23 protein-coding genes are annotated in these 22422 nt (G+C 63.7%); 11 read left to right on the forward strand and 12 right to left on the reverse strand.

Annotation, left to right across the window (positions count from 1 at the left end; all coding sequences use genetic code 11):
- Window positions 1-126: 126 nt before the first annotated feature.
- Window positions 127-900: a helix-turn-helix transcriptional regulator gene (locus GA0061099_RS19730; RefSeq protein WP_036025278.1), complete on the reverse strand. Its 774-nt coding sequence runs from the start codon at window positions 898-900 to the stop codon at window positions 127-129.
- 111 nt (window positions 901-1011) lie between these two features.
- Between GA0061099_RS19730 and GA0061099_RS19735 the strand changes: the two genes are divergently transcribed.
- Window positions 1012-2091, forward strand: a complete 1080-nt coding sequence (locus tag GA0061099_RS19735; protein ID WP_036025284.1) for a zinc-binding dehydrogenase — start codon at window positions 1012-1014, stop codon at window positions 2089-2091.
- Between the two features lie 91 nt (window positions 2092-2182).
- Here GA0061099_RS19735 and GA0061099_RS19740 read toward each other — a convergent pair whose 3' ends face one another.
- From GA0061099_RS19740 to GA0061099_RS19775, 8 genes are all read right to left on the reverse strand, one after another.
- The gene (locus GA0061099_RS19740) at window positions 2183-2887 is read right to left on the reverse strand and encodes an ABC transporter ATP-binding protein (RefSeq protein WP_036025279.1); all 705 of its coding nucleotides are present in this window, start codon (window positions 2885-2887) and stop codon (window positions 2183-2185) included.
- 7 nt (window positions 2888-2894) lie between these two features.
- Window positions 2895-4175, reverse strand: coding sequence for a lipoprotein-releasing ABC transporter permease subunit (locus GA0061099_RS19745; protein ID WP_036025280.1), 1281 nt, complete (start codon window positions 4173-4175; stop codon window positions 2895-2897).
- 90 nt (window positions 4176-4265) lie between these two features.
- Window positions 4266-5585 carry a proline--tRNA ligase gene (proS, locus tag GA0061099_RS19750; RefSeq protein WP_074447998.1) on the reverse strand — a complete coding sequence of 440 codons (1320 nt, stop codon included), beginning with the start codon at window positions 5583-5585 and terminating at the stop codon, window positions 4266-4268.
- 164 nt (window positions 5586-5749) lie between these two features.
- Complete coding sequence (locus GA0061099_RS19755) at window positions 5750-7312, reverse strand: copper resistance CopC/CopD family protein (RefSeq protein WP_036025292.1); 1563 nt, start codon at window positions 7310-7312, stop codon at window positions 5750-5752.
- Entirely contained in the window at window positions 7312-7830 is a 519-nt protein-coding gene (locus GA0061099_RS19760) for a YcnI family protein (protein WP_036025294.1), read from the reverse strand. Before GA0061099_RS19760 ends, GA0061099_RS19755 begins: the two co-directional genes overlap by 1 nt.
- Before the next feature lie 29 nt (window positions 7831-7859).
- Complete coding sequence (locus GA0061099_RS19765) at window positions 7860-8393, reverse strand: copper chaperone PCu(A)C (protein WP_036025296.1); 534 nt, start codon at window positions 8391-8393, stop codon at window positions 7860-7862.
- Window positions 8394-8455: 62 nt separating this feature from the next.
- Window positions 8456-10666, reverse strand: a complete 2211-nt coding sequence (locus tag GA0061099_RS19770) for a TonB-dependent receptor family protein (RefSeq protein ID WP_036025362.1) — start codon at window positions 10664-10666, stop codon at window positions 8456-8458.
- An 85-nt stretch (window positions 10667-10751) separates the two neighbouring features.
- Complete coding sequence (locus tag GA0061099_RS19775) at window positions 10752-11126, reverse strand: DUF2946 family protein (protein ID WP_193375189.1); 375 nt, start codon at window positions 11124-11126, stop codon at window positions 10752-10754.
- 481 nt (window positions 11127-11607) lie between these two features.
- Between GA0061099_RS19775 and GA0061099_RS19780 the strand changes: the two genes are divergently transcribed.
- From GA0061099_RS19780 to GA0061099_RS19820, 9 genes are all read left to right on the forward strand, one after another.
- Window positions 11608-12012 (forward strand): globin, encoded by a 405-nt coding sequence (locus GA0061099_RS19780; RefSeq protein ID WP_036025300.1) that lies wholly within the window; start codon window positions 11608-11610, stop codon window positions 12010-12012.
- A 142-nt stretch (window positions 12013-12154) separates the two neighbouring features.
- On the forward strand, window positions 12155-13174 hold the full coding sequence (locus GA0061099_RS19785) for a sugar ABC transporter substrate-binding protein (RefSeq protein WP_036010114.1): 1020 nt from the start codon (window positions 12155-12157) through the stop codon (window positions 13172-13174).
- A gap of 15 nt (window positions 13175-13189) precedes the next feature.
- Window positions 13190-14692 carry a sugar ABC transporter ATP-binding protein gene (locus tag GA0061099_RS19790; RefSeq protein WP_036025302.1) on the forward strand — a complete coding sequence of 501 codons (1503 nt, stop codon included), beginning with the start codon at window positions 13190-13192 and terminating at the stop codon, window positions 14690-14692.
- An 11-nt stretch (window positions 14693-14703) separates the two neighbouring features.
- Window positions 14704-15729 (forward strand): ABC transporter permease, encoded by a 1026-nt coding sequence (locus tag GA0061099_RS19795; protein WP_036025364.1) that lies wholly within the window; start codon window positions 14704-14706, stop codon window positions 15727-15729.
- A gap of 281 nt (window positions 15730-16010) precedes the next feature.
- A complete protein-coding gene (locus GA0061099_RS19800) occupies window positions 16011-16637 on the forward strand; it encodes a TetR/AcrR family transcriptional regulator (protein ID WP_478209840.1) in 627 nt (208 codons plus the stop codon).
- Window positions 16638-16767: 130 nt separating this feature from the next.
- A complete protein-coding gene (locus GA0061099_RS19805) occupies window positions 16768-17442 on the forward strand; it encodes a L,D-transpeptidase (RefSeq protein WP_036025305.1) in 675 nt (224 codons plus the stop codon).
- Between the two features lie 58 nt (window positions 17443-17500).
- Window positions 17501-18325, forward strand: coding sequence for an oxidoreductase (locus GA0061099_RS19810; RefSeq protein ID WP_036025307.1), 825 nt, complete (start codon window positions 17501-17503; stop codon window positions 18323-18325).
- 51 nt (window positions 18326-18376) lie between these two features.
- Window positions 18377-19225: an alpha/beta fold hydrolase gene (locus GA0061099_RS19815; RefSeq protein WP_036025309.1), complete on the forward strand. Its 849-nt coding sequence runs from the start codon at window positions 18377-18379 to the stop codon at window positions 19223-19225.
- Window positions 19226-19328: 103 nt separating this feature from the next.
- Complete coding sequence (locus tag GA0061099_RS19820; RefSeq protein ID WP_036025310.1) at window positions 19329-19859, forward strand: VOC family protein; 531 nt, start codon at window positions 19329-19331, stop codon at window positions 19857-19859.
- Window positions 19860-20216: 357 nt separating this feature from the next.
- Here GA0061099_RS19820 and GA0061099_RS19825 read toward each other — a convergent pair whose 3' ends face one another.
- On the reverse strand, window positions 20217-20921 hold the full coding sequence (locus tag GA0061099_RS19825; protein ID WP_036025311.1) for an L-2-amino-thiazoline-4-carboxylic acid hydrolase: 705 nt from the start codon (window positions 20919-20921) through the stop codon (window positions 20217-20219).
- 46 nt (window positions 20922-20967) lie between these two features.
- Window positions 20968-21360: a RidA family protein gene (locus GA0061099_RS19830; protein ID WP_036025366.1), complete on the reverse strand. Its 393-nt coding sequence runs from the start codon at window positions 21358-21360 to the stop codon at window positions 20968-20970.
- A 129-nt stretch (window positions 21361-21489) separates the two neighbouring features.
- On the opposite strand from GA0061099_RS19830, the gene GA0061099_RS19835 reads away from it, so the two are divergent.
- Entirely contained in the window at window positions 21490-22116 is a 627-nt protein-coding gene (locus tag GA0061099_RS19835; RefSeq protein WP_036025367.1) for a LysR family transcriptional regulator, read from the forward strand.
- A gap of 13 nt (window positions 22117-22129) precedes the next feature.
- Here GA0061099_RS19835 and GA0061099_RS19840 read toward each other — a convergent pair whose 3' ends face one another.
- The gene (locus GA0061099_RS19840; protein WP_036025312.1) at window positions 22130-22354 is read right to left on the reverse strand and encodes a hypothetical protein; all 225 of its coding nucleotides are present in this window, start codon (window positions 22352-22354) and stop codon (window positions 22130-22132) included.
- Window positions 22355-22422: the final 68 nt, after the last annotated feature.

Here is a 22422-nt window from a genome sequence, read left to right on the forward strand (position 1 = left end):
CCACCTGCACACCGATGAAACGGTAACCGTAGGATTGCCCTTAGGTTCCCCGGCGCAAGGGGGGTGCTCCGGATGCTGCTTAGCCGACGTGGCGTGATGCGGCGGAAGCGCGCTCTCAAAGGCGGCTTAGACAGGCGTATAGATTACGAGCTTCAACGCGGGATCGTCATTGGCCTGGAAGCTGGTGTGCTCGAAGTGCAGCACGCCCTTGGTCGGATGGTTCATGGTCTTGCGGCCCGAGATGGTGCTGCGAACGTCGTGCGCCTCCCACCATTCGACGAATTCCGGACTGCTCTCGCGCAGCCGCGTCAGCAGCTCCGTGAAGGCGGGATCGCCGGCCCAGACGTCGTGATTGGCACGAAACATCGCCACCATCGCCTTGGCTACGTCGGTCCAGCCGGCGCCATAGGATTTTCGCGTCTGCTTGTTCGTCAACATAAGAAGCAGCGTGTTGCGATCCTGCTCCGGCAATCGCCCGAACCCGAACACCTCCTCGGCCGCATCGTTCCAGGCCAGCACGTCCCAGCGCCGGCCGGTGATGTAGGCCGGCTGATGCAGGCTCTCGATCATGCGACGAATGGGCGGAGGCACGATCTCGCGGGTGAAGGGGCTCCTTGCGGGCTCGCGCGCCAGCGCCTTGAGGTGGGCGTGCTCGGCCTTGCTGAGACGGAGGGCCCGGGCCAGCGCATCCACGGTGGTCACGGACGGGCTGACCGTGCGGCCCTGCTCGAGACGGATGTACCAGTCGACGCCGATGCCGGCGAGCTGCGCAACCTCCTCGCGGCGCAGCCCCGCGGTGCGCCGGCGCCTGCCCGCCGGAAGCCCGACCGCCTTCGGCGACAGCTTTTCGCGGCGGGACCTCAGGAAGTCCCCGAATTCAACGCGGCGTGGATCGACCATGGCAGATGTCCCGGCGATAGAGGGCCTACGGAATACTAGGATAATACCAGGCCTTCCTGTCTCCGGACAGGTCGGCGCATACGGACTTCACCCGACCTCGAGGTGAACATCATGAAAGCTGCCGTACTCAAATCCTTCGGCTCGCCGCTGGCGATCGAGACTGTCCCCGAACCGGTGCTCGGCACCGGCGAGGTCATCGTCGACGTCGTCGCGACGCGCGTGCTGTCCTACATGAACGAGGTCTTCGACGGGACGCGCAACTACGCGCTCGACCTGCCAATCATTCCAGGCCCAGGCGGCGTCGGCCGCGTGCGCGCGATCGGTCCGGACGCGACCAGGCTTGCCGTCGGCGACTGGGTGTTCTGCGATCCGACAGTGCGCTCGCGCGATGACGCCGCGGCGCCGGATATCGCCCTGCAGGGCCTGACCGCCGCGGGACCCGGCGGCATGCGCCTGCAACGGCACTTTCGCCACGGCTCCTTCGCCGAGCAGATGCGGGTGCCGACCGAGAACGTCAAACCCCTCGGCCCGATCACGTCCGAGCAGGCGAAACAATGGTGCGCGCTGGGCACGCTGCTGGTGCCCTATGGCGGCTTCCTTGCGGCAAACCTTCGCCCGGGCGAGACCGTGCTGGTGAGCGGCGCCACCGGCAATTTCGGCAGCGCCGCCGTCTCCGTCGCGTTGGCGATGGGCGCAGCCTGCGTGGTCGCGCCGGGCCGCAACGAACGGATCCTCGCCGACCTCGTCCGCCGCTTCGGGGCGCGGGTGAAGCCGGTCAAGCTCTCGGGCGACGAGGACGACGACCGTGAGACGATGAAGCGCGCCGCACCGGGGCCGATCGACTGCGTCTTCGACATCATGCCGCCCTCGGTGAGCCCGACTGTCGTGCGCGCGGCAGTCATGACGGTCCGCGCTTACGGACGCGTCGTGCTGATGGGTGGCGTCGGCATGGCGGGCGGGCCGGGCCTCGAGCTGCCCTACCCCTGGATCATGCGCAACTGCATCAGCATCCACGGCGTCTGGATGTATCCGCCCGATGCGGCCAGCCGCCTGATCGCACTGGTGCGTGCCGGGCTGCTGCGGCTGGAAGAGTACGAGACAGAGACCTTCGATCTCGACCACGCCAACGAAGCCGTGGCGCATGCTGCCGCCAATGGCGGACCGTTCAAATTGACGGTGATCAGGCCCTGAATCGTGAGGCGGCGACGGACCGCCGTCTTCGATTTTTTTCGGAAGTCTCACCAAGCACTTGGCTACTGTGCATGGGGTTGTTTTTGCGCTTTTAGTCGAGCTCGACCACTTGGCCATGCGACAGGGAGACCCGCCGGTCCATGCGGCCGGCGAGCTCCATGTTGTGGGTGGCGATCAGCATCGACACGTGCGTCGCCTTGACCAGTTGCATCAGGGCCTGGAACACATGCTCGGCGGTGCCGGGGTCGAGATTGCCGGTCGGCTCGTCCGCAAACAGCACGCGCGGCGCATTGGCCACTGCACGGGCGATGGCGACACGCTGCTGCTCGCCGCCGGACAGCTCGGCGGGGCGATGGGTGATGCGGTCGCCGAGGCCGAGATAACCGAGGATCTCCTTGGCACGCTTGACGGTCTCGGACTTCTTCAGACCGCGGATCATCTGCGGGAGCATGACGTTCTCGAGCGCCGAGAACTCCGGCAGCAGCCGGTGCGACTGATAGACGAAGCCGATATCGGTGCGGCGCAGCTGGGTGCGCTCGATGTCGGGCAGCTGCGAGGTCGGCGCGCCCGAGACATAGACCTCGCCGGAATCGGGGGCTTCCAGCAGCCCCGCGATGTGCAGCAGCGTCGACTTGCCGGAGCCCGACGGCGCCACCAGCGCGACGGACTGGCCGGCCCACAGCGCCAGCTTGGCGCCGTCGAGGATCGTCAGCGGCACCTCGCCCTGCAAGTACTGCCGCTTTATCTCGTGGAGATAAATGACCGGTACATCTTCTGCCCCCTGCTGCTGCTCCATCAGCCCCTCACTCGTACCGAAGCGCTTCGACGGGATCGAGGCGCGCGGCGCGCCACGACGGATAGAGCGTCGCCAGGAACGACAGCGTCAGCGCCATGATGACGACGGCCGTGGTCTCACCGACGTCGATCTCGGCGGGCAGTTTCGACAGGAAGTAGAGCTCCGGCGAGAACAGCTCGGTCGAGGTCAGCCAGGACAGGAATTGCCGGATCGATTCGATGTTGACGCAGATCACGAGGCCGACACAGAAACCGACCAGCGTGCCGACCACGCCGATCGAGGCGCCCGTGATCAGGAAGATCCGCATGATCGATCCTTGCGAGGCGCCCATGGTGCGCAGGATCGCGATGTCGCTGCCCTTGTCCTTCACCAGCATGATCAGGCCGGAGACGATGTTGAGCGCGGCGACCAGCACGATCATGGTCAGGATCAGGAACATCACGTTGCGTTCGACCTGGAGCGCGTTGAAGAAGGTCGAGTTGCGCTGCCGCCAATCCACCAGGAAGATCGGCCGGCCCGCCGCCTCCGTCACCGCCTTGCGGAAGGCATCGATCCTGTCGGGGTTGGTCGTGAACACCTCGACCGAGGTGACGTCGTTGCTGCGGTTGAAATAGGCCTGCGCTTCGGCAAGCGGCATGAACACGAAGCCGAGGTCATACTCGGACATGCCGATCTCGAACACCGCGACGATCTTGTACGGTTTTATGCGCGGCGTCGTTCCCATGGGGGTCACCGCGCCCTTCGGCGCCACCAGCGTGATGCTGTCGCCGGCATGCAGCGAAAGCTGGTCGGCGAGGCGCCGGCCGATCGCAACGCCCTGCCCTTCGTCAAACCCCTCGAGCGAGCCCTGCTTGATGTTCTTGGCGATCGAGGTGAGGTTGTTGAGATCGTCGGAGCGGATGCCGCGCACGAGGACGCCCGAGGCGTTCCATGGCGATGACGCCAGCGCCTGACCATCGACCACCGGCGCCGCGAGCCGGATGCCCTGGACCTGGCTAAGGCGGTCGGCAACGTCCTTCCAGTCGGTCAGCGGCGATTCCAGGGGCTGGACCAGGATGTGGCCGTTGAGGCCCAGGATCTTGTCGAGCAGCTCCTTGCGGAAGCCGTTCATCACGGCCATGACGATGATCAGCGTCGCGACGCCGAGCATGATGCCGAGAAAGGAGAACCCGGCGATGACCGAGATGAATCCTTCCTTCCGCCGCGCCCGCAAATAGCGCGCCGACAGCATCCACTCGAATGGCGCGAAAGGCGCGGTTTGCACGGTTTCGGTCATGGTCTCATCCATCGCTCGATAATCCCATGATTCGGGGTCAATTGTGGCCGGATTGGCGGCCGCGATATCGCGCGATGAACAATATTCAGCAGACCAGCCTCATCAGCCCACAAGTCTTGCGACCGCGTCGGCAGGCGACATGGTCTCGCGCGCGCCGTCGCTGCGCCGCTTGATCTCGACCTTGCCGTCGGCGAGCCCTTTCGGCCCGATCATGATCTGCCAGGGGATTCCGATCAGGTCGGCGGCAGCGAATTTAGCGCCGGCGCGCTGGTCGGTGTCGTCATAGAGCACGTCGACGCCTTTGGCCGCGAGCTCGGCGTAGAGCTTCTCGCAGGCCGCATCGACGGCCGCATCGCCCTGCTTCAGGTTGAGAATCGAGACGCGGAACGGTGCCACCGCCTCCGGCCATTTGATGCCGGCATCGTCATGGCAGGCCTCGATGATGGCACCCAGCAGGCGCGAGACGCCGACACCGTACGAGCCGCCATGAATCGGCACGTCGACACCATCGGGCCCCGCCACCAGCGCCTTCATCGGCTCGGAATATTTGGTGCCGAAATAGAAGATCTGGCCGACCTCGATGCCGCGGGTGTTCACCCGCTTGTCCACGGGCACCTCCTGCTCGAACCGCGCGGCGTCGTGGACGTCCTCGGTCGCCGCATAGAGCGAGGTCCATTGCTTGATGATCGGCGTCAGGTCGCTCTCATAATCGACGTCCTCGCCCGGCACCGGCAGGTCCAGCACGTCGCGATTGATGAACACGCCGGATTCGCCGGTCTCGGCGAGCACGATGAACTCGTGGCTGAGATCGCCGCCGATCGGGCCGGTCTCGGCGCGCATCGGGATCGCCTTCAGCCCCATCCGCGCGAAGGTGCGCAAATAGGCGACGAACATCTTGTTGTAGGCGACGCGCGCCGCGGCCTCGTTGAGGTCGAAGGAATAGGCGTCCTTCATCAGGAACTCGCGGCCGCGCATCACGCCGAAACGCGGACGCTGCTCGTCGCGGAATTTCCATTGGATGTGATAGAGATTCAGCGGCAGGTTCTTGTAGGACTTCACGTAGGCGCGGAAGATCTCGGTGATCATTTCCTCGTTGGTCGGCCCGTACAGCAGCTCGCGCTTGTGGCGGTCGGAGATGCGCAGCATCTCCGGGCCGTAGGCGTCGTAGCGGCCGCTCTCGCGCCAGAGGTCGGCGAGCTGGAGCGTCGGCATCAAGACCTCGATCGCGCCGGAGCGATTCTGCTCCTCGCGCACGATCTGCTCGATCTTCTTCAGCACGCGAAAGCCGAGCGGCAGCCAGGCATAGATGCCGGCCGCCTCCTGCCGGATCATGCCGGCACGCAGCATCAGCCGATGCGAGACGATTTCCGCCTCTTTCGGATTTTCCTTCAGGATGGGCAGAAAGAACCGCGACAACCGCATGGTAATACTCTGGGAATCAGTGATCGCCTGCAGTGAAACCGGATTGGGAGCGAAAACACAAGACGCGAATGAGGAAAAGCCACTAACGCGGCGAAATACCTGTCATTTTTCTTTTGCCTTCAGGTTTGACTTCAGGAGCACCGTGCTCTGCAAAGCCGGCGAGCCTAGGGCGGCGGCACTTCGAGTTCATCCGCAAGCGTGATCTTCTCGAAATCGCTCACGAGCGCCTCGATGCGTACACGCCAGCGGCCCGCAAAGGGCAGCTCGACCTTGCGCACATGCCAGTAGCCGTCCGGCCCAAGCAAGGCCTCCCGTTCCATCGGCTCGATGCCACGCTCGGGCAGGCTGAGGGTCAGCGTTACCTCTTTGGCCGCCAGGGGCGTCCCCTCGCCGGTCATGAGCTGGAGCACGAAATCGTCCTTGCCGACCTTTCCAGGCGACACCAGCACCTGGAACATCGCCTTGTCGCTGTGGATGTGGATCGCCAAAAGCGTTTCCGGAATGATCGTTCGCGGCGGCGGCGTGAAGCGCCAGCCGGCGACGACGGCGAAGATGGCGAGGGCGATGACGCTTTCGAGGAGGATCGAGCGCTTGAGGATGGCCTGGGCTCCGCGATCACGTGCCAGTGCCGGCGTGAGGCGGAAGCGGTTGAGCGCCGCAAGTGCGAGCAGCATGAGAACCAGACCGAGCTTGATCGAGAGGATGAGGCCATAGCGGGTCTCGACCAACGCCGGAGCTTTCTCGACCTGAACAATTGCAAGGGCGAGGCCCGTCAATGCCAGCACGCCGACCGCGGGCATGGCGATGCCCGAGAAGCGCTTCACGACGGCGAGTGCTGCCGGCATCGGCTTCGACAGCAAAGCCGCGAGCGGAGCAAGAGCGCCGATCCACAGCGCAACGCAAAGGCCGTGAAGAAACATCGCCGGTCGCATCATCATTCGAGGCGGCGCCGTTGCGGCGTGCCCGCTCATGGCGAGCGACAGGCCCACTCCGACCATGGCAATGATCGCAAGAGCCCGCGAAGACCATGCGCTGCGTAGCGCCAGCAGAGCGAACAGCATCGCGGCGGCGGCAACAAGAAACGCGCGGCCGGCACTGGTCGCGACTGCGACCTTCCAAGGCGCGGCCGTCGCGAGCGCCGCCAGCGGCAGGCCGAGGAGATCGAGGCCCAGCGCTCCGAGGGACACCACCGCGCTCGAAAGGCCGACCGCGAGCGCCACGCGCGGCACGGTCACGCCGGTCAGCGACCATGATATCCAGCGCGCGAACCACACACCGCCGACGCCAACGAACAGCCCGAGATAGAGGCCAACGCGCGCCAGCCAGATCAGCGCGCCCAACCAATGGTCCGTACTCGCGGACGGCTTCGTTTCCGACGGCATGCCGATCGAAAACATCACCGATCCCACGATCGGATGGCCATCCTGCGAGACCACGCGATAGCTGACGACCGCGGTCCCCTCAGGCAGATCCGCTGGCATCTCGATCGAAATCATGTCGCCGGACGCACTGACGCGCGTCTCGTCCCGCGCCCTGCCCGTGCCGTCGATCAGCCGGATCGCGCCCGGCGTTACCGGTTCGTTGAACCGCAGCTCGACCACCTTCGGCGCGGTCGCGAGCGTGCTGCCATTCGCCGGCTCGACCGAGATCAGCGCCGCATGCGCGAGCGCACCGCTCGCGAAGCTGGCAGCGAAGAGCAGCGTCGCGAGCGCGGCGAGGAGGCGCATCAGGGTTTCGGCAGGAGCTTGACGCCCGGCGCCGGCGACTTGCCCTCATGCGAATGGCCTGCCCCCTCGATTGGAATCTCGATCCAGCGACGAACACCGGTCTCGCATTCCTGAACCACTGGGAAGTACAAGGTCGTGTTCGCCTTGAGCTTGTCGGTCAGCACCGTCTGCATGATGAACTCGTCGTAGTTCTTGTCCGGCAGCTTGCCGCCCGACCACGCCACCTCCTTGACGCCGGACGAGAGCTTGTTGCCATGATAGTCGTATTCCCCGGCATATTTGCCCTCGACGACGTCGACGGTCCAGCCGGCCTTCGGCATTGGCTTCACTGCGATGACCCCTTCCGGAATCTGCACGCGGATCTTCAAGGTCGGCGAGCCCGCGCAGCCATGCGGCACCATGAAGACCGCCTTGTAGGACGCGCCGATTGTGGCTTGCTTGGTCTCGAGAGAGACATGCGCCGCCACTGGTGATGCGGCGACCGCGGCAATCAAAATCAGGCAGGATCGCTTCGACATATTCGGTCTCCCGAGAGTCCAGAACAGTCTCATTTCATCTTCATTCCCGAATGATCCGGCATTTTCTTCATGTCCATGTGACCCGAGTGCCCGCCACCGCCTGGTCCTTGCGCGCCGACGCCCTGGACGTCGAGGGCGACAGTGACCTTTCCGGCCTTCTCGAACTGAAGCGTCACCGGCACCTTGTCGCCCTGCTTGAACGGCCCCTTGAGCTCCTGAAGCATCAAATGATTGCCGCCAGGCGCGAGCTTCACGGACTTGCCGGGATCGATCGCCAATCCCTTGTCGAGCGCGCGCATCTTCATCACGCCGTTGTCCATCGCCATCTCGTGAATCTCAGCCTTGCCTGCGATGTCGGCGGATACGCTGACGAGCCTGTCGGCGGCGCTGCCCTTGTTTTCGATGGTAAGATAGCCGCCGGCGACCTTGGCGCCGCCCGGCGTTGCCCGGCTCCAGGCCTGCGAGATGACGAGATCGCCGGTCTTGACGTCGTCGGCTGCGACTGCCGCGCTGGTGCCGAGCAGCATGGCGGCAGCCAGAAGTGATAGCTTGATCCTGTTCATTTGGTTCCCTCGGTTTTGATCTGATTGGATCGGTCGTGGTGGTCTCGGCAGCCCCAGTGCGCTTACCATCGATACCTCATTCCGGTGTAGACCGCCCGGCCGGCGCCTGGCTCGAACAACGCCGACGTCGCAGTGGCGCGATCGATGATACTGGCGCTTGCAATGTAGGTCCTGTTGGTGAGGTTTCGACCCTCGATATAGGCGGAGAATGGCCCGCCATTGTCGAAGCCCGCTTTCAATCCGAGCAGTGCATACGGCTCCGTCGTCAACGTGTTCATACTGTCGACAAAATAGGCCTGCGGCACCCATTCGACGTTCGGACCGGCATAGAAACCGATCGGATGCTTGTAGAGCAATTCGGCGCGCAAATAGTGACGCGGTGCACCGGGCAGCTGGTTGTTGCCGAATGTCGGGTCGTTATCGAAGCGAAAATCGTTGTAGGTATAAGCGAGGTTGAGCCACACCTTGTCGGGCGCGCCTCCTGTCACGAAGATGTCGCGGAAGATTGCTGCCCCTGCCCCAGCCTCGACGCCCTGGTGGAAGGTTCGGTCGGCATTGGTCACGTTGCAATTGCCGAAGGCGCTGTAGAGGCACAGCAGCTCATCCCGGATATTGGCGCGATAGGCGGTCAGCTCCCACGCGTAGTCGGGCCGTCTCATGCGCGTCCCGATCTCGTAGGTCGTCGCAATCTGCGGGCGGATGCTGGTGAACGGAATCGTCGGAATGCCAGGACCGCGCGCGCTCTCGCCGAAGCTCGGCACTTCGGCGCTCCGCGAAACGTTGGCGAAGGCCTGCCACGTCGGGTCGATCTGCCACAGCAGGCCCGCCTTCGGCGACCAAAGATCAAAACGTGTTGCTCCCGACTGGTCGCCGTCGCCAAGAAACCGGTCCCGCCGATTGCGGGTCGCATGCAGAAATTGCGTGCCGGCAATCGCGGCGACATTCGGCAGAAAGTAGAAGCTGTCCTCAACGTAAACCGAGGTGTTCTCCGAGCGATCGAGCGACGACGACAGCAATGCACCCTTCTGTCCGGCAATGTTGGCGAATTGCTGGTTGTCGATGCTGCCATTCAACAGGTTGACGCCCGCGACCAGCCTGTTGCGGTAACCGCCGATCATGCGGTCGTCCGTAACCTTCGCGAAGCCGCCATAATCCTTGTAGCGATAATCGAGCCACTGGAAGATCGGATGCATGAGGTGCCGGTCGACGCCGAAAGCGCCGAACTCGAATTTGGTGTCGTCGAATCGGATCGTCGTCTTGTTCGCCAGCCTGACCGTGTCGATGTTGCGCTGCTGGTCCAGCGCAACGTTCGCCGGAGCCGCGGCCTCCGAATTGTTCAAGGCAGACGCCTTGGTGACGGTGCCAGGAATGCGTTGCCGCACCTCGTTGGCGTTGAGATAGAACCGCGTCTCGAAATCCGGCGAGAACTGGTAGCCAACATTGCCGCTGACGCGGTTGCCCGAGCCGAAGCTGTGATCACGGAAGCCGTCCGTGGCCTGCGTCGATGCGGTGACAAAACCATCCCAAGGCCCGTTAGCGCCCGCTGCATTGGCCTGCAGTCGCCTGAAACCGAAGGCTCCCACGTCGAGCGAGACGCCATTCGGAAACCGGTCGCGTCCCGATGGCGTCACGAAGTTGACGGCGCCTCCCAGCGAATTGGCTCCGAACTGCAGCGCATTCCCGCCCTTGTACACCTCGACATATTTGTAGGCCGTCGGGTCGATCTCCTGGAAATCGCCGTAGCCGTCCGCCGTATTGATCGGGATGCCGTCCATGTAAAGCTGAACGCCGCGCAGATGGAAATTGCGCGACAGGCCGGATCCGCGGATCGAAAGCCGGGTGTCGTCGCCCCATTTCGGTTGCGCAAATACGCCGGGCACGTAGTCCAGGACATCCTTGATCGTGCTGGCGGGAGTCGAATTCCGGTAGGCCTCCGCTGCGACCAGCGCTACGCCGCCCGGCGTCTGGTTGATCTCACTCAGCGCCTGCTGGGCGGTGAGAACCGTCAGGGCACCAGGGCCAGGGGCCCCTTCGGAAGCTGCCGTCGGTTGCGCAGGCGCGGTTGCAGGCGCGCGGGCCCGCATTGATCGCGCGGGCGTTCGTTGTGCCCGGGCTGGTGAGGCCCGTTTCTCCCGCGGCGCGTCGACCGTGACGGGAGGAAGCTCGCGTCGGTTTTCCTCCGCGATTGCATTGGACAGCACAACGAGGGCAGAAGCTGAGGCAAGCAGAATCTTACGTGCGGAAAGCAGTCGAAAGAAGCCTGAACGAGGCATGAGGTCATTCCTGATGCCGGCAGAGAGCCGGCGCATTGCGATCCCGGCACGGCCGAAGCCGGCTCGGAGCTGAAGGTTTCGCGGATCAGGAAATGCGAGGGGGAGCGCGCGCCCAAGCGCTCGAACAGTCGATGGCGGCGAGGACGGGCGCGTTCGCCACGTGCCAGACGATGCGGGCGATGGGGCGGACGGGAGTTGAGAACGCCGCATGGGGCGGCGCGTCAAGCGAAGCGTCAGCGTGCGCGAGGCAACAAAGCGCACATGCGCCAGCTTTTGCGGCCGGTGTCCCGGTCTCGTCGACCGGGCCGCCCCGCTCACTTGCGCTGTGGCAGATGACGCCTGCAGAGAACGGATCGGCCGCAGCCTGGCCGGCCGCGAGACAGGCGGCGATCGGCGCCAGCACCTGCATCACCAGGGCGAGCAGGACCAGAGGCAGGAATTTTTGCAGACGTGCGCGCATCCGCCGGACCATTCGTTCGTGCGCTAACTAATCACTCGGGCGCAGCCGAGTCGAGGCCAGTTCCACCGCCTGTTGGGCCCTGCGCAAACTGCTCGAAAAATTGTGGTCGGACGACCCCACCCTCCGGCGGGCCGGCATCTGAGGCAGGAAAACCCGCCCGGCCATCCACAAATTTCTTATATCTGTCATATATTTAGGGGGCCGGAAGCCCGATCGTTTCGTCAGTTGCTCCTATTTTGAACATTCGTTGCCGAAAATGATGACAAGTGAGAAAAGTTGATCTAGCATCCCTCTTGCTCAGGCGCTGACCGCGAGGTCGAGGCCTGGTGGTCCAAGTCTCGGGAGGAGCCCCTGGCGCGCAAAACGCAGCGTCGCCCCGTCAATCAAGATCAAATCTTAAGATCGGGGATAATAGGGTCGACACAATTTTTGAGCGGGGCCAGGGCCCCGCTCTTTTTTTGCCCGCGGCGCTGAACCGTCGATGAACGCGGCCTTTCATCCCATCCACGACAGCTTCGAACGTGCGGCCTCGCGCTGCGCCGACCTCACGCCGTTCGTCTATCGACGTCTGTTCGATCTCCATCCGGAAACGCAGGCGATGTTCCGCACGGACGGCGGTGACCTCGTGAAGGGGTCGATGCTGGCGCTGACGATCGAGGCGATTCTCGACTTCGCCGGCGAGCGCCGCGGGCATTTCCGGCTGATCGCGTGCGAGGTCGCCTCGCACGACGCCTATGGCACGCCGCGCGAGCTGTTCAACGCGTTCTTCGCCGTCATCAGGGATGCGCTCCGCGATCTGCTCGGCGATGAATGGACGCCCGAGATCGCGCAGGCCTGGGATACATTGCTCGCCGAGATCGACGCATTCGCCGCCGCGGCCACCTGACGCTTTGCGCTGCACCAACGCGCGGGCTGCGACGACACTGCGGCTGAATGCAGATTGAGTGCGAACAACTCTTGTGAGAGACTTTCGGAGATCGGTAGCGCTACCAATGACGCGCCGACGACAAAATATATGGGAGCGAGCGATGTCCGGGACGAAAGATTTCTCGACGACCAGGCGCGATCTTCTTCAGGCGGCTGCGGCCGCCGGCGCCGGAGCTGCCATCCTCGGCAGCATGGGCATAAACCCCGCACTGGCCGCAGTCGGACGCAGCGAGAAGCCGTTGAAGGCGGCGTTCTCCAACGCCGGCCTCCAGGCCACCTGGTGCGCGCAAGGCAAGCAGGCGGCGGAATTCTGGGGCAAGCTGTTCAATGTCGAGGTGACCTGGTTCGACGGGCAGCTCGATGCGGTGAAGCAGCGCGCGGCGATCGACAACATGGCCTCGCAGAAATGGGACTTCGTCGCGATCCAGGCCTTCGGCATCGGCACCCTCACCCAGCCGGTGCAGAAGATGATCGATGCCGGCACGCCTGTGATCGACATGGACACGCTGATCGCGCCGCTCGATCAGATCAACGTCCATTCCTTCCTCGCTCCCGACAACGAGTTCATGGGCGCTTCGGTGACACAGGCGCTGTGCAACGCCATGGGCGGCAAGGGCAAGATCATCATGACGCAGGGCGCGCTCGGCCACACCGGTGCGCAGGGCCGCGCCAAGGGCTTCAACTCGGTCGTCAAGCAATTCCCGGGCATCGAAGTGCTGGACACCCAGCCGGCCGATTGGGACGTCTCGAAGACCGCCCGTCTCTGGGAGACCTATCTGACCAAATACCCGCAGATCGATGCGGCCTTCTTCCACAATGACGACATGGCGCTGGCCGCCGCCAACATCATGAAGGCGCGCAATCGCACCAACATCCTGATCGGCGGGGTCGACGCCATGCCGCCGGCGATCCAGGCGGTCAGCGAAGGCCGCATGTTCGCGACCGTCCGCAATCCGTCCTGCCGCATCCATGGCGGCGCGATCGTCGCGGGCGTCTCCGCCGTGGTCGGCGGCGAGAAGAGCGGACAGGGCATCCCGAAGAACGTCGTCACCGACGGTCCGGTCGTGACCAAGGCGAATGCGGCCGGGATGCAGTGGATGCAGGATCACTTCCTGATCTGAGCCTCCAGATCCTTCATGAGCGTGGGACAACAGCCCATCCTGGAACTGCAGGGCATCACGAAGAGCTTCGGCGGCGTCGAAGCGCTTCGTGGTGTCGACTTCGCGCTCTATCCCGGCGAGATCCATGGTCTCGTCGGCGAGAACGGCGCCGGCAAGAGCACGCTGATGAAGATCATCGCCGGCGTGCACACCGAGTTCTCCGGCCGCTTCCTGGTCGACGGCCAGGAGATGCATTTTCGCTCGGCGCGCGATGCGCACGCCGCCGGCATCGCCATGGTGCACCAGGAGCTCAGCGTCGCGCCCGACCTGACGGTCGCGGAGAACGTCTTCCTCGGCAACCAGCCGACCAACGCCTTCGGCCTCGTGCAATGGCGGCGGATGGCGCGCGAGGCCGGCGAACAGCTCGCCCGCTTCGGCATCGACGTCGACCCGATGGCCCGGCTCGGCGATCTCCCGATCGGGCTGCAGCAGCTGATCGAGATCGCCCGCGTGCTGTTCTCCGGTGCCCGCATCGTCATCCTGGACGAGCCGACCTCCGCCCTCTCCCCGCCCGAGGTCGAGCGCCTGTTCGCAACGCTCCGGCGGCTGCGCGAGGAAGGCACGGCCATCGTTTTCATCTCGCACTTCATCGAAGACATCCTGCACGTGTCCGACACCGTGACCGTGTTCCGCAACGGGCGGAAAGTCGCGGAGACCGCGAGCGCGGCAACCAGCAAGGGCGCGCTGATCGAGGCCATGATCGGCCGCGGCGGCGAAGCGCTCGAGCACAGCTACACCGACGACTTGATGCTGCCGCAACCAAGCGCCAGCTCGGTGATCCTGAAAGTCGACCAGCTGTCGCTGTCCCGCAGCCTGAAGGACGTCTCCTTCGAAGCGCGCGCCGGCGAGGTGCTCGGCATCTACGGCTTCATGGGCTGCGGCCAGCAGGAACTGTCGCGCATCCTGTTCGGCAAGCTCAAGCCCGACAGCGGCACGCTTCTCGTCGAGGGCGTGCCGAAAACGTTCGCCAGCACGGCGGCGGCGCGGCGTGCTGGCGTGGCGCTGGTGCCGGAGAGCCGCCGCGACATGCTGTTCCACCAGGAGCCGGTCTACAAGAACGTCTCGATCAGCATCCTCGACCGCATCTCCACGCTATTGCTCAAGCCGACGCAGGAGCGCGACATCGCCAAGCGCCAGGTCGAGCAGCTCCAGATCAGGCCGCCGGTGGTTGGCCTCGATCTCGGCATGCTCTCGGGCGGCAACCAGCAGAAGGTCGCGCTGGCGAAATGGCTGACTTATCCGCCCAAGCTCCTGGTGCTATGCGAGCCGACCCGCGGCATGGACGTCGGCGCCAAGAACGATGTCATCAACATCGTCCGCGACCTCCGCGCCAAGGGACTTGCGATCATCGTGCTGTCGACCGAGCCGGAGACGGTGCTGTCGCTGGCCGACCGCATCCTCGTGCTCAAGCGCGGCGCATTGGTGCGGGAATTCAGGAACGAGCCGGTCAGCAAGGACCGCCTGCTGGAAGCGGCGTGACGGAGAAGCACATGAGCAGCGAGACGGCTTCGGCGACAGCACAACGGGCGCGAGGCCTTGCGCCCTTCCTGCGCTCGCAGATGCGCAACATCGCTCCGTTCCTCACCCTGATCTGCCTGTTCACCTTCTTCGCCTTCGCCAGCCCTTCCTTCGCGACCCTCGACAATCTCGGCAACATCCTCACGCAGGTCTCGATCACCGGCATCATCGCCGTCGGCCTCACCTTCGTGATCCTCTGCGCCGAGATCGACCTATCGATCGCCGCCATCGCCAACGTCACCGGCATCGCGGTCGCCTACTTCACGCTGCAGGAATCCTACGTCAACATCGCCAACGTGCCGCTGCCCGGCGCGGTCGCGATCCTGCTGTCGATCCTGCTCTGCGCCCTGCTCGGCCTCGTCAACGCGCTGGGACTGACCGTGATCGGCATCCCCTCCTTCATCATGACGCTGGCCATGATGCAGATCGCCGCCGGCATCTCCGCGCTGCTGGTGCGCGGCCAGATTGCCTACAAGGTGCCGGGCCTGATCACCACGCTCGGCTCCGGCTCGATCGGCGGCATCCCCTGGCTCGTCATCATCGCCGCGCTGATGCTGCTCGGCGGCCATCTGGTGCTGACCTACACGCGGTTCGGCCGCTACGTCTACATGGTCGGGGGCAACCGCGAGGCGGCCGAATATTCCGGCCTCAACGTCAAGCTCATCCTCGGCGCGGTCATGGTGATCTCGGCGGTCTGCTCCGGCATCGGTGGCATGCTGGGCGTCGCCCATTTCGGCAGCGCGCAGCAGAACGAGTTCGACACCTATCTGCTCGATTCCATCGCCGCCGTCGTGGTCGGCGGCACCAGCCTGTTCGGCGGCCGCGGCGGCATCGGCAACACCATCGTCGGACTGTTCGTGCTTGGCGTGCTCAACAACGGGCTCGACCACGTCAACATCGACAGTTTCCTGAAGATCCTGATCCGCGGCCTGATCCTGCTGGCGGCGTTGGTCATCAACGTCTACGCGCAGCGCTTGAGGGAAAAAGCGGCGGAGTAGACGGCTGCCAAAGCAAAAGTTGCGAAAACAACCCCATGCACAGTAGCCGGGGCCAGCAGAATCAATGGCTTGCCGGAGACCCTGCGAGCGTGCGGATTTTGCGAAGTCGGTTTTGACTCGTCGGGCAAAACAGCGGTATGGGAACGTGATGGCGGCGGCTTCGATCGGTCGCCGCTTCCCCGTCATTGCTGACCAACATATTGCGCCTGTTCGACAGCCTCTTCCAGCACGTCCCTTCGATCCGATCTCCAGCATTGCTCCCCATTGCATTTAGGAACCACTTGGTCTATATTGCCTGCATGATGGCTTCCAATTCTCAGCTCCCCGTCGGCCGCCCCCGTGAGTTCGATCTCGACGAGGCCGTAAAGCGCGCAATGCAGGTCTTCTGGGATCGCGGCTATCACGACGCCTCGTTGCCCGACCTTCTCGCCGGAATGAAGCTTTCGAAAGGCAGCTTCTACAAGGCTTTCGGCGACAAGAAATCTGTCTTCCTGCACGCCCTCAAGCTCTATACCGAAGACGGCCTGCGGAACGTTCAAGAGGTTCTTCGATCCGATCCTTCGCCGAAGGCGGCAATCCGCAACGCTCTCATACGGTATGCGGATCTGTCATCTGGAAGCAAAGGTGTTCGCGGATGTTTCGCCGTATTGACCGCCGCTGAGATGTTGCCGGGAGATCCAGAGATCGCAGACCTGATCAAGCGTCTTTTCGCCAGGCTTCAAGACCTGTTCGCCGCCACCGTCGCGAAAGGGCAAGCTGCCGGCGAAATCAGGAAGGGTCGCGACCCCCGTGCTATTGCGCACTTTATCGTCGCCCATGCCCAGGGCATGAGGGTTCTTGGAAAGGTTGGATCGCGTCGCGACGACATGCTGAAAAATATCGATCTCCTGATGGAGACCGTTTTTTAAAGCTTAATAAGGAACCAATCGGTTCCTATCACGGTTATACCGAAGGCCCTTTCGAGAGGATCTCGAAGCTTCGACGTCGCTCATGCAGCTCGTCATATCCGGTTAGACGGGCATAGGTTCAGGAATTGATATGACGTACTCACACGCACGGCACTTCGCACGCATCGCGGTGATCGGCGCAGTAACAGTCCTGCTGTCGGGTTGCGCCAGCAACAGGGGTCTGGTTCAGGCAGATTTCAGCGGTACGCCTGCTGAATATGCGCAGCTGACCGACGGACCTCACACAATACCAGCGGTCGACATATCCGCCATCGATCCAGAAATGTTGCGCCAGCGCGTGGACTATCCGACGGGTGAGCCGGTCGGAACGATCGTTGTAGATACGGCTGCTCGTCATCTCTACCTGGTGGAGGAAGACGGAAAGGCGATGCGTTACGGCATTGGCGTCGGCAAAGAGGGACTTGCCTTTGCGGGTACTGCCATCATCAAGCGAAAGGCAGAATGGCCGCATTGGAGCCCAACCAAGAACATGATGGATCGGGAACCGGCGCGGTATCGACATCTCGCAGACGGGATGGTGGGCGGCCTTGGCAATCCGCTCGGTCCCCGCGCTCTATACCTGTATCAGGGCGATCGGGACACATTGTTCCGGATTCATGGAACGACTGAGCCTGAGACCATCGGCGGCGCTGTTTCCAGCGGATGCATTCGACTGATCAACCAAGACATCATCGATGTTTATCGCCGCGTCAAGATCGGAAGTCGCGTCGTCGTGATTCAGCGCAGCCGGGCGTTGGATTCTTGAGCGCGACTGGCTGGGCCAATCGGGGCTTGTCGCCTGAAAACAACTCGGAGAAGAAGCAATGAAAACTTGGCTCATCACAGGCTGCTCGAGCGGCTTCGGCCAGCGGCTCGCGCTCGCTGCAGCACAGCGCGGCGATCGCGTCGTCGCGACGGCCCGCAACGTCAAGACGATCGAGGAAATGGCCGAGCCTTTCGGCGGCCGCATGATCACTTTGCCTCTCGACGTGACCGATGCGGCGGCAGCCAGGGCAGCGGTCGCAAAGGCGGTCGAGACCTTTGGCGGGCTTGACGTGCTCGTGAACAATGCCGGCTACGGACTGTTCGGCGCGATCGAGGAAGGCACACCCGAGGAATATCGGCCGATGTTCGAGGTGAACGTCTTCGGTCTCATCGAAACCACCAGAGCCGCCCTGCCCGTCCTGCGACGTTCGCGCGGAACGATCGTCAACATGTCGTCCGGCGCCGGCATCGCGGGCGGCGGCGGCGCAGGTTATTACAACGCGGCCAAGTTTGCCGTGGAAGGGATTTCCGAAGCGCTCGCCGGCGAGCTGCAGCCGTTCGGCATTCGGGTGCTGATCGTCGAGCCTGGGCCGTTTCGCACCGATTTCCTCGGCCGTTCGATCACCATGGCGGCCAACGAGATGCCGGAATACGCCACGAGCTCGCGCAGGCACTACCGCGAAACCAACAACGGCAGTCAGGCGGGCGATCCCGACAAGGCGATCGCGGTGATCTTGCAGGCCGTCGACGCCGATGACGCCCCGCTTCATCTGCCGCTCGGCCCGACCGCGCACGCGATCGCCGAGCGAAAGCTGGCTGCCTTCCGCAGCGATATCGACGCCTGGCGCAACATCACGATCGCCACTGATTTCGACCAGCCCTGAGCGCTGGCCGCGAGCTTTGTCTGAACGTCAACATCCGACTGGAAAGCGATCATGATCGCAACTTTAGAGGGCTTTACCCAGCAGCTGGTGCCGGGGAACGGCATCAAGATCAATGCCGTCACGGGAGGTTCAGGCCCGCCGATTCTTCTGCTTCACGGCTGGCCTGAAACATGGTGGGAATGGCACAAGGTGATGCCGCTGCTCGCCGAGCATTTCAGCGTGGTGGCCATGGATCTGCGCGGCGCGGGCTTTTCCGACTGTCCGCTCGACGGCTATGACAAGGCGACGATGGCGCGCGACGCGCATGACGTGATGGTTGCCCTCGGGCATGAAAGCTACGCCGTGTGCGGTCATGATATCGGCGGAATGGTCGCCTTGCCACAGGCCGCCATCTATCGGGAGGCTGTTACCCACCTGGCCGTCCTCGACGTTCCGCTTCCCGGTTGGACGGGATGGGAGGCGACGACCGCAAGGCTCTGGCACTTCGGCTTCCATATGAACCGGGACCTCCCCGAGCGCCTGATTCATGGCCGCGAATATGACTATGTTTCGACCTTCATGGCCGAGCGGTTCTACGATCACAGCACCTTCAATCCGGCGGACATCGAGATCTACGCCAAGGCAATGGCGCTTCCTGGCCGCACGCGCGGCGGTATGGAATGGTATCGCACCTTCACCGCCGATCATGCGACTGCGCTCGAATACAAGAAGCAACCGCTCGAGATACCGGTGCTTGGCCTGGGTGGGGAGCAGCGGTTCGGTGCGCAGATGGTGCCGATGCTCAAGGAGTTCGCAACCAATGTGAGGGGCGGCTCGATCGCGCGGTGCAGCCACTATGTCGCGGACGAGCGGCCAAATGAAGTCGCAGCCGCGCTGATCGAGTTCCTCGAGGCCAATTGACACTCGGCGCCCGCGCCGTCGCGGGCCCGGCGGATTGCGAGGCTGCGGGCGAATTGCGCCGCAGAAGCGCGATGGATCAAATCAACAGCAAAAGGAGACTGGCATGACCACACCCGTCATTCGCGGCGTCAACCATATCGGCATCACGGTGCCCGACATCGAAGCAGCTAAATCGTTCCTGGCGGAAGCTTTCGGCGGCCAGGTGATCTACCAGTCCTTCGGACCGCAGGATCCGCCGCGGCAGGGACCCGAATTCGAGCGGGCCGTCGGCGCTTTTCCCGGAACGGTCGTGCGTGCGCAGGCGATGGTCAAGATTGGAACCGGACCCGATATCGAGCTCTTCGAAATGCACGGTCCCGAGCAAGCCAAGCCGATCCGGGCCAGCGACTTCGGCATCACGCACTTCGCTCTCTACACCGACGACATCGACGCATCGGTCGCGCGCTTCGAGAAGGCAGGAGGCACACCCCTCACCGCGCCGCGCGCCATTCCATATGCAACAGAGAAAGGTCCTGGAAACAAAGTCTGCTACTGCCGCATGCCGTGGGGCACGACGATGGAATTCATCACCACGCCGGACCGCATGGCCTATCATGACCAGACGGATCTGCGCAGGTGGCAGGACGAGGACTGAGCAGGGCGAAGAAGGATCCGCATCAGTCAAGTCGCGGCGACGCCGACGCGGTCGGAAGGTTCGACGAGGCGCAGCTGCCACGGCTGTCGTAACGGATCCACCGCGCCGGCGCAGGGCTATCGCAATGGTGTGCGCGATGCGGCGGCATCGGCAGTGGGCTCCCTCCCCCGCTTGCGGGGGAGGGTTGGGGAGAGGGTTTCTCCGCGCTGGGATTATCGAGATGAGCTGAGGACGTCCCAGTGCGGTGAGAGCCCTCACCCGCCGCGCGCGGGACGATGCTTCGCATCGCCCGGGGCGCGTCGGCCTCTCCCGCAAGCGGGAGAGGCCGAGCAAGCCCGCAGACAGTCCCCGTGTAGTTCACATGCGATTGCCCTCTTGGCCCGGCGGCAGCCGCGAAAACCGGAAATCGCAGTGGCTGGCGCCGCTGGCCAGCGTCTGGGTCCGTTCCAGGCGGATGCCTCGCGCGGCGTAGGCGACGAAATCCAGGCCGCAGATGTTCGGCAGGATATCCTTGTCGCCATGCCGCGCCGCGAGCTTGCAGAAGCCGCAGGCCTTGTAGTCAATGCCGAATTCGAAGCTGTCCTGCGGACCCGGCTCGACGAACTCGTAGACGAAATCTTCCGGAAACTCCGCTTGGTGAGCTCGTGTAACGCTCTTTGCAGCCTGCTCGCGCAGCAAGGCCTGGTTCTCGGACGACATGAACTGACGTCCCGCGGCGAGACGCTCGGCTTCGGGCATCGGCAGCAGCTGCGCCTTGTAGGTTTCCCGCTCGATCTCCCCGATCACGGGCACCGGCACGCAGTGGCGCCGCAGCACACGGCTGATGGCCATGAAGCCGGTGAGGCGCATGAAGAAATCGCTCATGCGGCTTGCCGCGCCGCCGACATAGGGCATCTGGGTGAGGACGACCGCGAATTCGTCCATCACCTCCTGCCTGATTGCGTCGATGTCGGAGAGATGCGTGCGCTCGCGGAGCATCGCTTCGGCAAGGCCTATCCGCTCGCGCATGGCGGCCTCCATCGCATGGCGATGCGTCTGGTAGAACGGATGAATCTCAGCCATTGGACACCTCATATGCTTGCCTCATCGCAACATCGACGACGCCGCCTCATTCCGCGGCGATCGCCTCGATCTCCAGCAGCCATTTGCTGTCGACGGTCTCGACGACCACGACGGTCAGTGCCGGCTGGTGCTCCCCGAGCATGGCCCGACGAATGGCGCGGTTGGTGACGACTTGGCTGCGATCAGTCAGGAACGTGGTGACCTTGACCAGGTGCTCGATGCCGAGGCCTGCCGCGGCGAGCACCTCCCTGATATTGCGCCAGGCCTGCTCGCATTGCGCCTCGAAGCCGTCGGGCACGGCGCCGTCGGGATTTTGAGGCACCTGGCCGCTGATGAACAGCAGGCGGCGATGCTGCTTCAGCTCGAGGCCCATGCAGTAGCCGCCGACGGGCGGGTGAACGGTTGCGGGATTGTGGCTGACGATGTGAGCTGAAGGCATGGCGTTTCTCCGGATTTGCGCGCCAAGCGTATCCGGCGGCATCACGCTAGCGCAAAGCATCATTGCTGCGGTTCAGCGCAAGAAAATCTATTGCAAGCACACAGCCATTACATGACAAACTGCGCAATGATGACCTACGCTCTGCCCCCGCTCAACGCGCTCCGCGCCTTCGAGGCCGCCGCGCGCCATCTCAGCTTCAAGCTGGCCGCGCACGAACTCCACGTCACGCCCGCGGCCGTAGGCCAGCAGGTGAAAGCGCTGGAGGCGCGCCTCGGCGTGCAGCTGTTCGAGCGGCTGCACAAGCAGCTGATCCTCACCGAGGCCGGCCAGGCCTATCTGCCCGGCATCTCCGAAGGCTTCCGCCACATTGCCGAGGCGACCTCGCAATTGAAGCCGACAGGTGCAGTGCAGCTGCAATTAGGCGTCCACGGCAGTTACGACCTGCGCCGCCTCGATCTTGCAGCGTTTCGCAGCGCACATGCGGAGATCGGTCTGCGCGTGCTGCAGCCCGCCGGCCTGCACGAGCTCGTCGAGGGCAAGGTGGATGTGCTGATCGCCCGCGGCGTGAGCCACCATCCGGGCTATCGCTGCGAGCGGATCGATGAGGGATCAGCCGCGGGTGATTGGCTGGTTGCGCCGGAAGGCACGGCGGATTGTCCGGAGATCGTGAGTTTTCGGGCGTGGCTACGCGCCCTGCCCGCGGCAAAACCGCTCGCAAACCGCCGCCCGCGTCTGGTCGGCGGCGTCGGGAGTTGAGGCGCCAGCAGCCTTACGGACGACGAACAAGCCCCCGCCTCGCGCGCTTGGCAATCGCATTGCAGTGCCGAACAAAAAAATAGGCAGTGAGGACGACGATGAGCAGGCCAGCAATCCAACGGCCGGCAGCAAATACTGCAATGCAAAGCAGGTAGACTAAAAACATGACGATGGTCCAAACCAAGATGAACCCCAAATAAGTCCGCCCGGTCGGAATATTGCTGACGTTACGTACCATGGCTTCCGTTCGACCTGATGCCTCATTCCCCGTACAGCGCAAGCCCGCGCAACAATGGGCCGCCCCAA

Source organism: Bradyrhizobium yuanmingense (genome assembly GCF_900094575.1).
Lineage (GTDB): Bacteria > Pseudomonadota > Alphaproteobacteria > Rhizobiales > Xanthobacteraceae > Bradyrhizobium > Bradyrhizobium yuanmingense.

What these genes read in the sequence shown, in the direction of transcription:
- GA0061099_RS19730 (WP_036025278.1), bottom strand. Translation starts at nt 900, where the DNA reads ATGGTCGATCCACGCCGCGTTGAATTCGGGGACTTCCTGAGGTCCCGC.
- GA0061099_RS19735 (WP_036025284.1), top strand. Translation starts at nt 1,012, where the DNA reads ATGAAAGCTGCCGTACTCAAATCCTTCGGCTCGCCGCTGGCGATCGAG.
- GA0061099_RS19740 (WP_036025279.1), bottom strand. Translation starts at nt 2,887, where the DNA reads ATGGAGCAGCAGCAGGGGGCAGAAGATGTACCGGTCATTTATCTCCAC.
- GA0061099_RS19745 (WP_036025280.1), bottom strand. Translation starts at nt 4,175, where the DNA reads ATGGATGAGACCATGACCGAAACCGTGCAAACCGCGCCTTTCGCGCCA.
- proS (WP_074447998.1), bottom strand. Translation starts at nt 5,585, where the DNA reads ATGCGGTTGTCGCGGTTCTTTCTGCCCATCCTGAAGGAAAATCCGAAA.
- GA0061099_RS19755 (WP_036025292.1), bottom strand. Translation starts at nt 7,312, where the DNA reads ATGCGCCTCCTCGCCGCGCTCGCGACGCTGCTCTTCGCTGCCAGCTTC.
- GA0061099_RS19760 (WP_036025294.1), bottom strand. Translation starts at nt 7,830, where the DNA reads ATGTCGAAGCGATCCTGCCTGATTTTGATTGCCGCGGTCGCCGCATCA.
- GA0061099_RS19765 (WP_036025296.1), bottom strand. Translation starts at nt 8,393, where the DNA reads ATGAACAGGATCAAGCTATCACTTCTGGCTGCCGCCATGCTGCTCGGC.
- GA0061099_RS19770 (WP_036025362.1), bottom strand. Translation starts at nt 10,666, where the DNA reads ATGCCTCGTTCAGGCTTCTTTCGACTGCTTTCCGCACGTAAGATTCTG.
- GA0061099_RS19775 (WP_193375189.1), bottom strand. Translation starts at nt 11,126, where the DNA reads ATGCGCGCACGTCTGCAAAAATTCCTGCCTCTGGTCCTGCTCGCCCTG.
- GA0061099_RS19780 (WP_036025300.1), top strand. Translation starts at nt 11,608, where the DNA reads ATGAACGCGGCCTTTCATCCCATCCACGACAGCTTCGAACGTGCGGCC.
- GA0061099_RS19785 (WP_036010114.1), top strand. Translation starts at nt 12,155, where the DNA reads ATGTCCGGGACGAAAGATTTCTCGACGACCAGGCGCGATCTTCTTCAG.
- GA0061099_RS19790 (WP_036025302.1), top strand. Translation starts at nt 13,190, where the DNA reads ATGAGCGTGGGACAACAGCCCATCCTGGAACTGCAGGGCATCACGAAG.
- GA0061099_RS19795 (WP_036025364.1), top strand. Translation starts at nt 14,704, where the DNA reads ATGAGCAGCGAGACGGCTTCGGCGACAGCACAACGGGCGCGAGGCCTT.
- GA0061099_RS19805 (WP_036025305.1), top strand. Translation starts at nt 16,768, where the DNA reads ATGACGTACTCACACGCACGGCACTTCGCACGCATCGCGGTGATCGGC.
- GA0061099_RS19810 (WP_036025307.1), top strand. Translation starts at nt 17,501, where the DNA reads ATGAAAACTTGGCTCATCACAGGCTGCTCGAGCGGCTTCGGCCAGCGG.
- GA0061099_RS19815 (WP_036025309.1), top strand. Translation starts at nt 18,377, where the DNA reads ATGATCGCAACTTTAGAGGGCTTTACCCAGCAGCTGGTGCCGGGGAAC.
- GA0061099_RS19820 (WP_036025310.1), top strand. Translation starts at nt 19,329, where the DNA reads ATGACCACACCCGTCATTCGCGGCGTCAACCATATCGGCATCACGGTG.
- GA0061099_RS19825 (WP_036025311.1), bottom strand. Translation starts at nt 20,921, where the DNA reads ATGGCTGAGATTCATCCGTTCTACCAGACGCATCGCCATGCGATGGAG.
- GA0061099_RS19830 (WP_036025366.1), bottom strand. Translation starts at nt 21,360, where the DNA reads ATGCCTTCAGCTCACATCGTCAGCCACAATCCCGCAACCGTTCACCCG.
- GA0061099_RS19835 (WP_036025367.1), top strand. Translation starts at nt 21,490, where the DNA reads ATGACCTACGCTCTGCCCCCGCTCAACGCGCTCCGCGCCTTCGAGGCC.
- GA0061099_RS19840 (WP_036025312.1), bottom strand. Translation starts at nt 22,354, where the DNA reads ATGGTACGTAACGTCAGCAATATTCCGACCGGGCGGACTTATTTGGGG.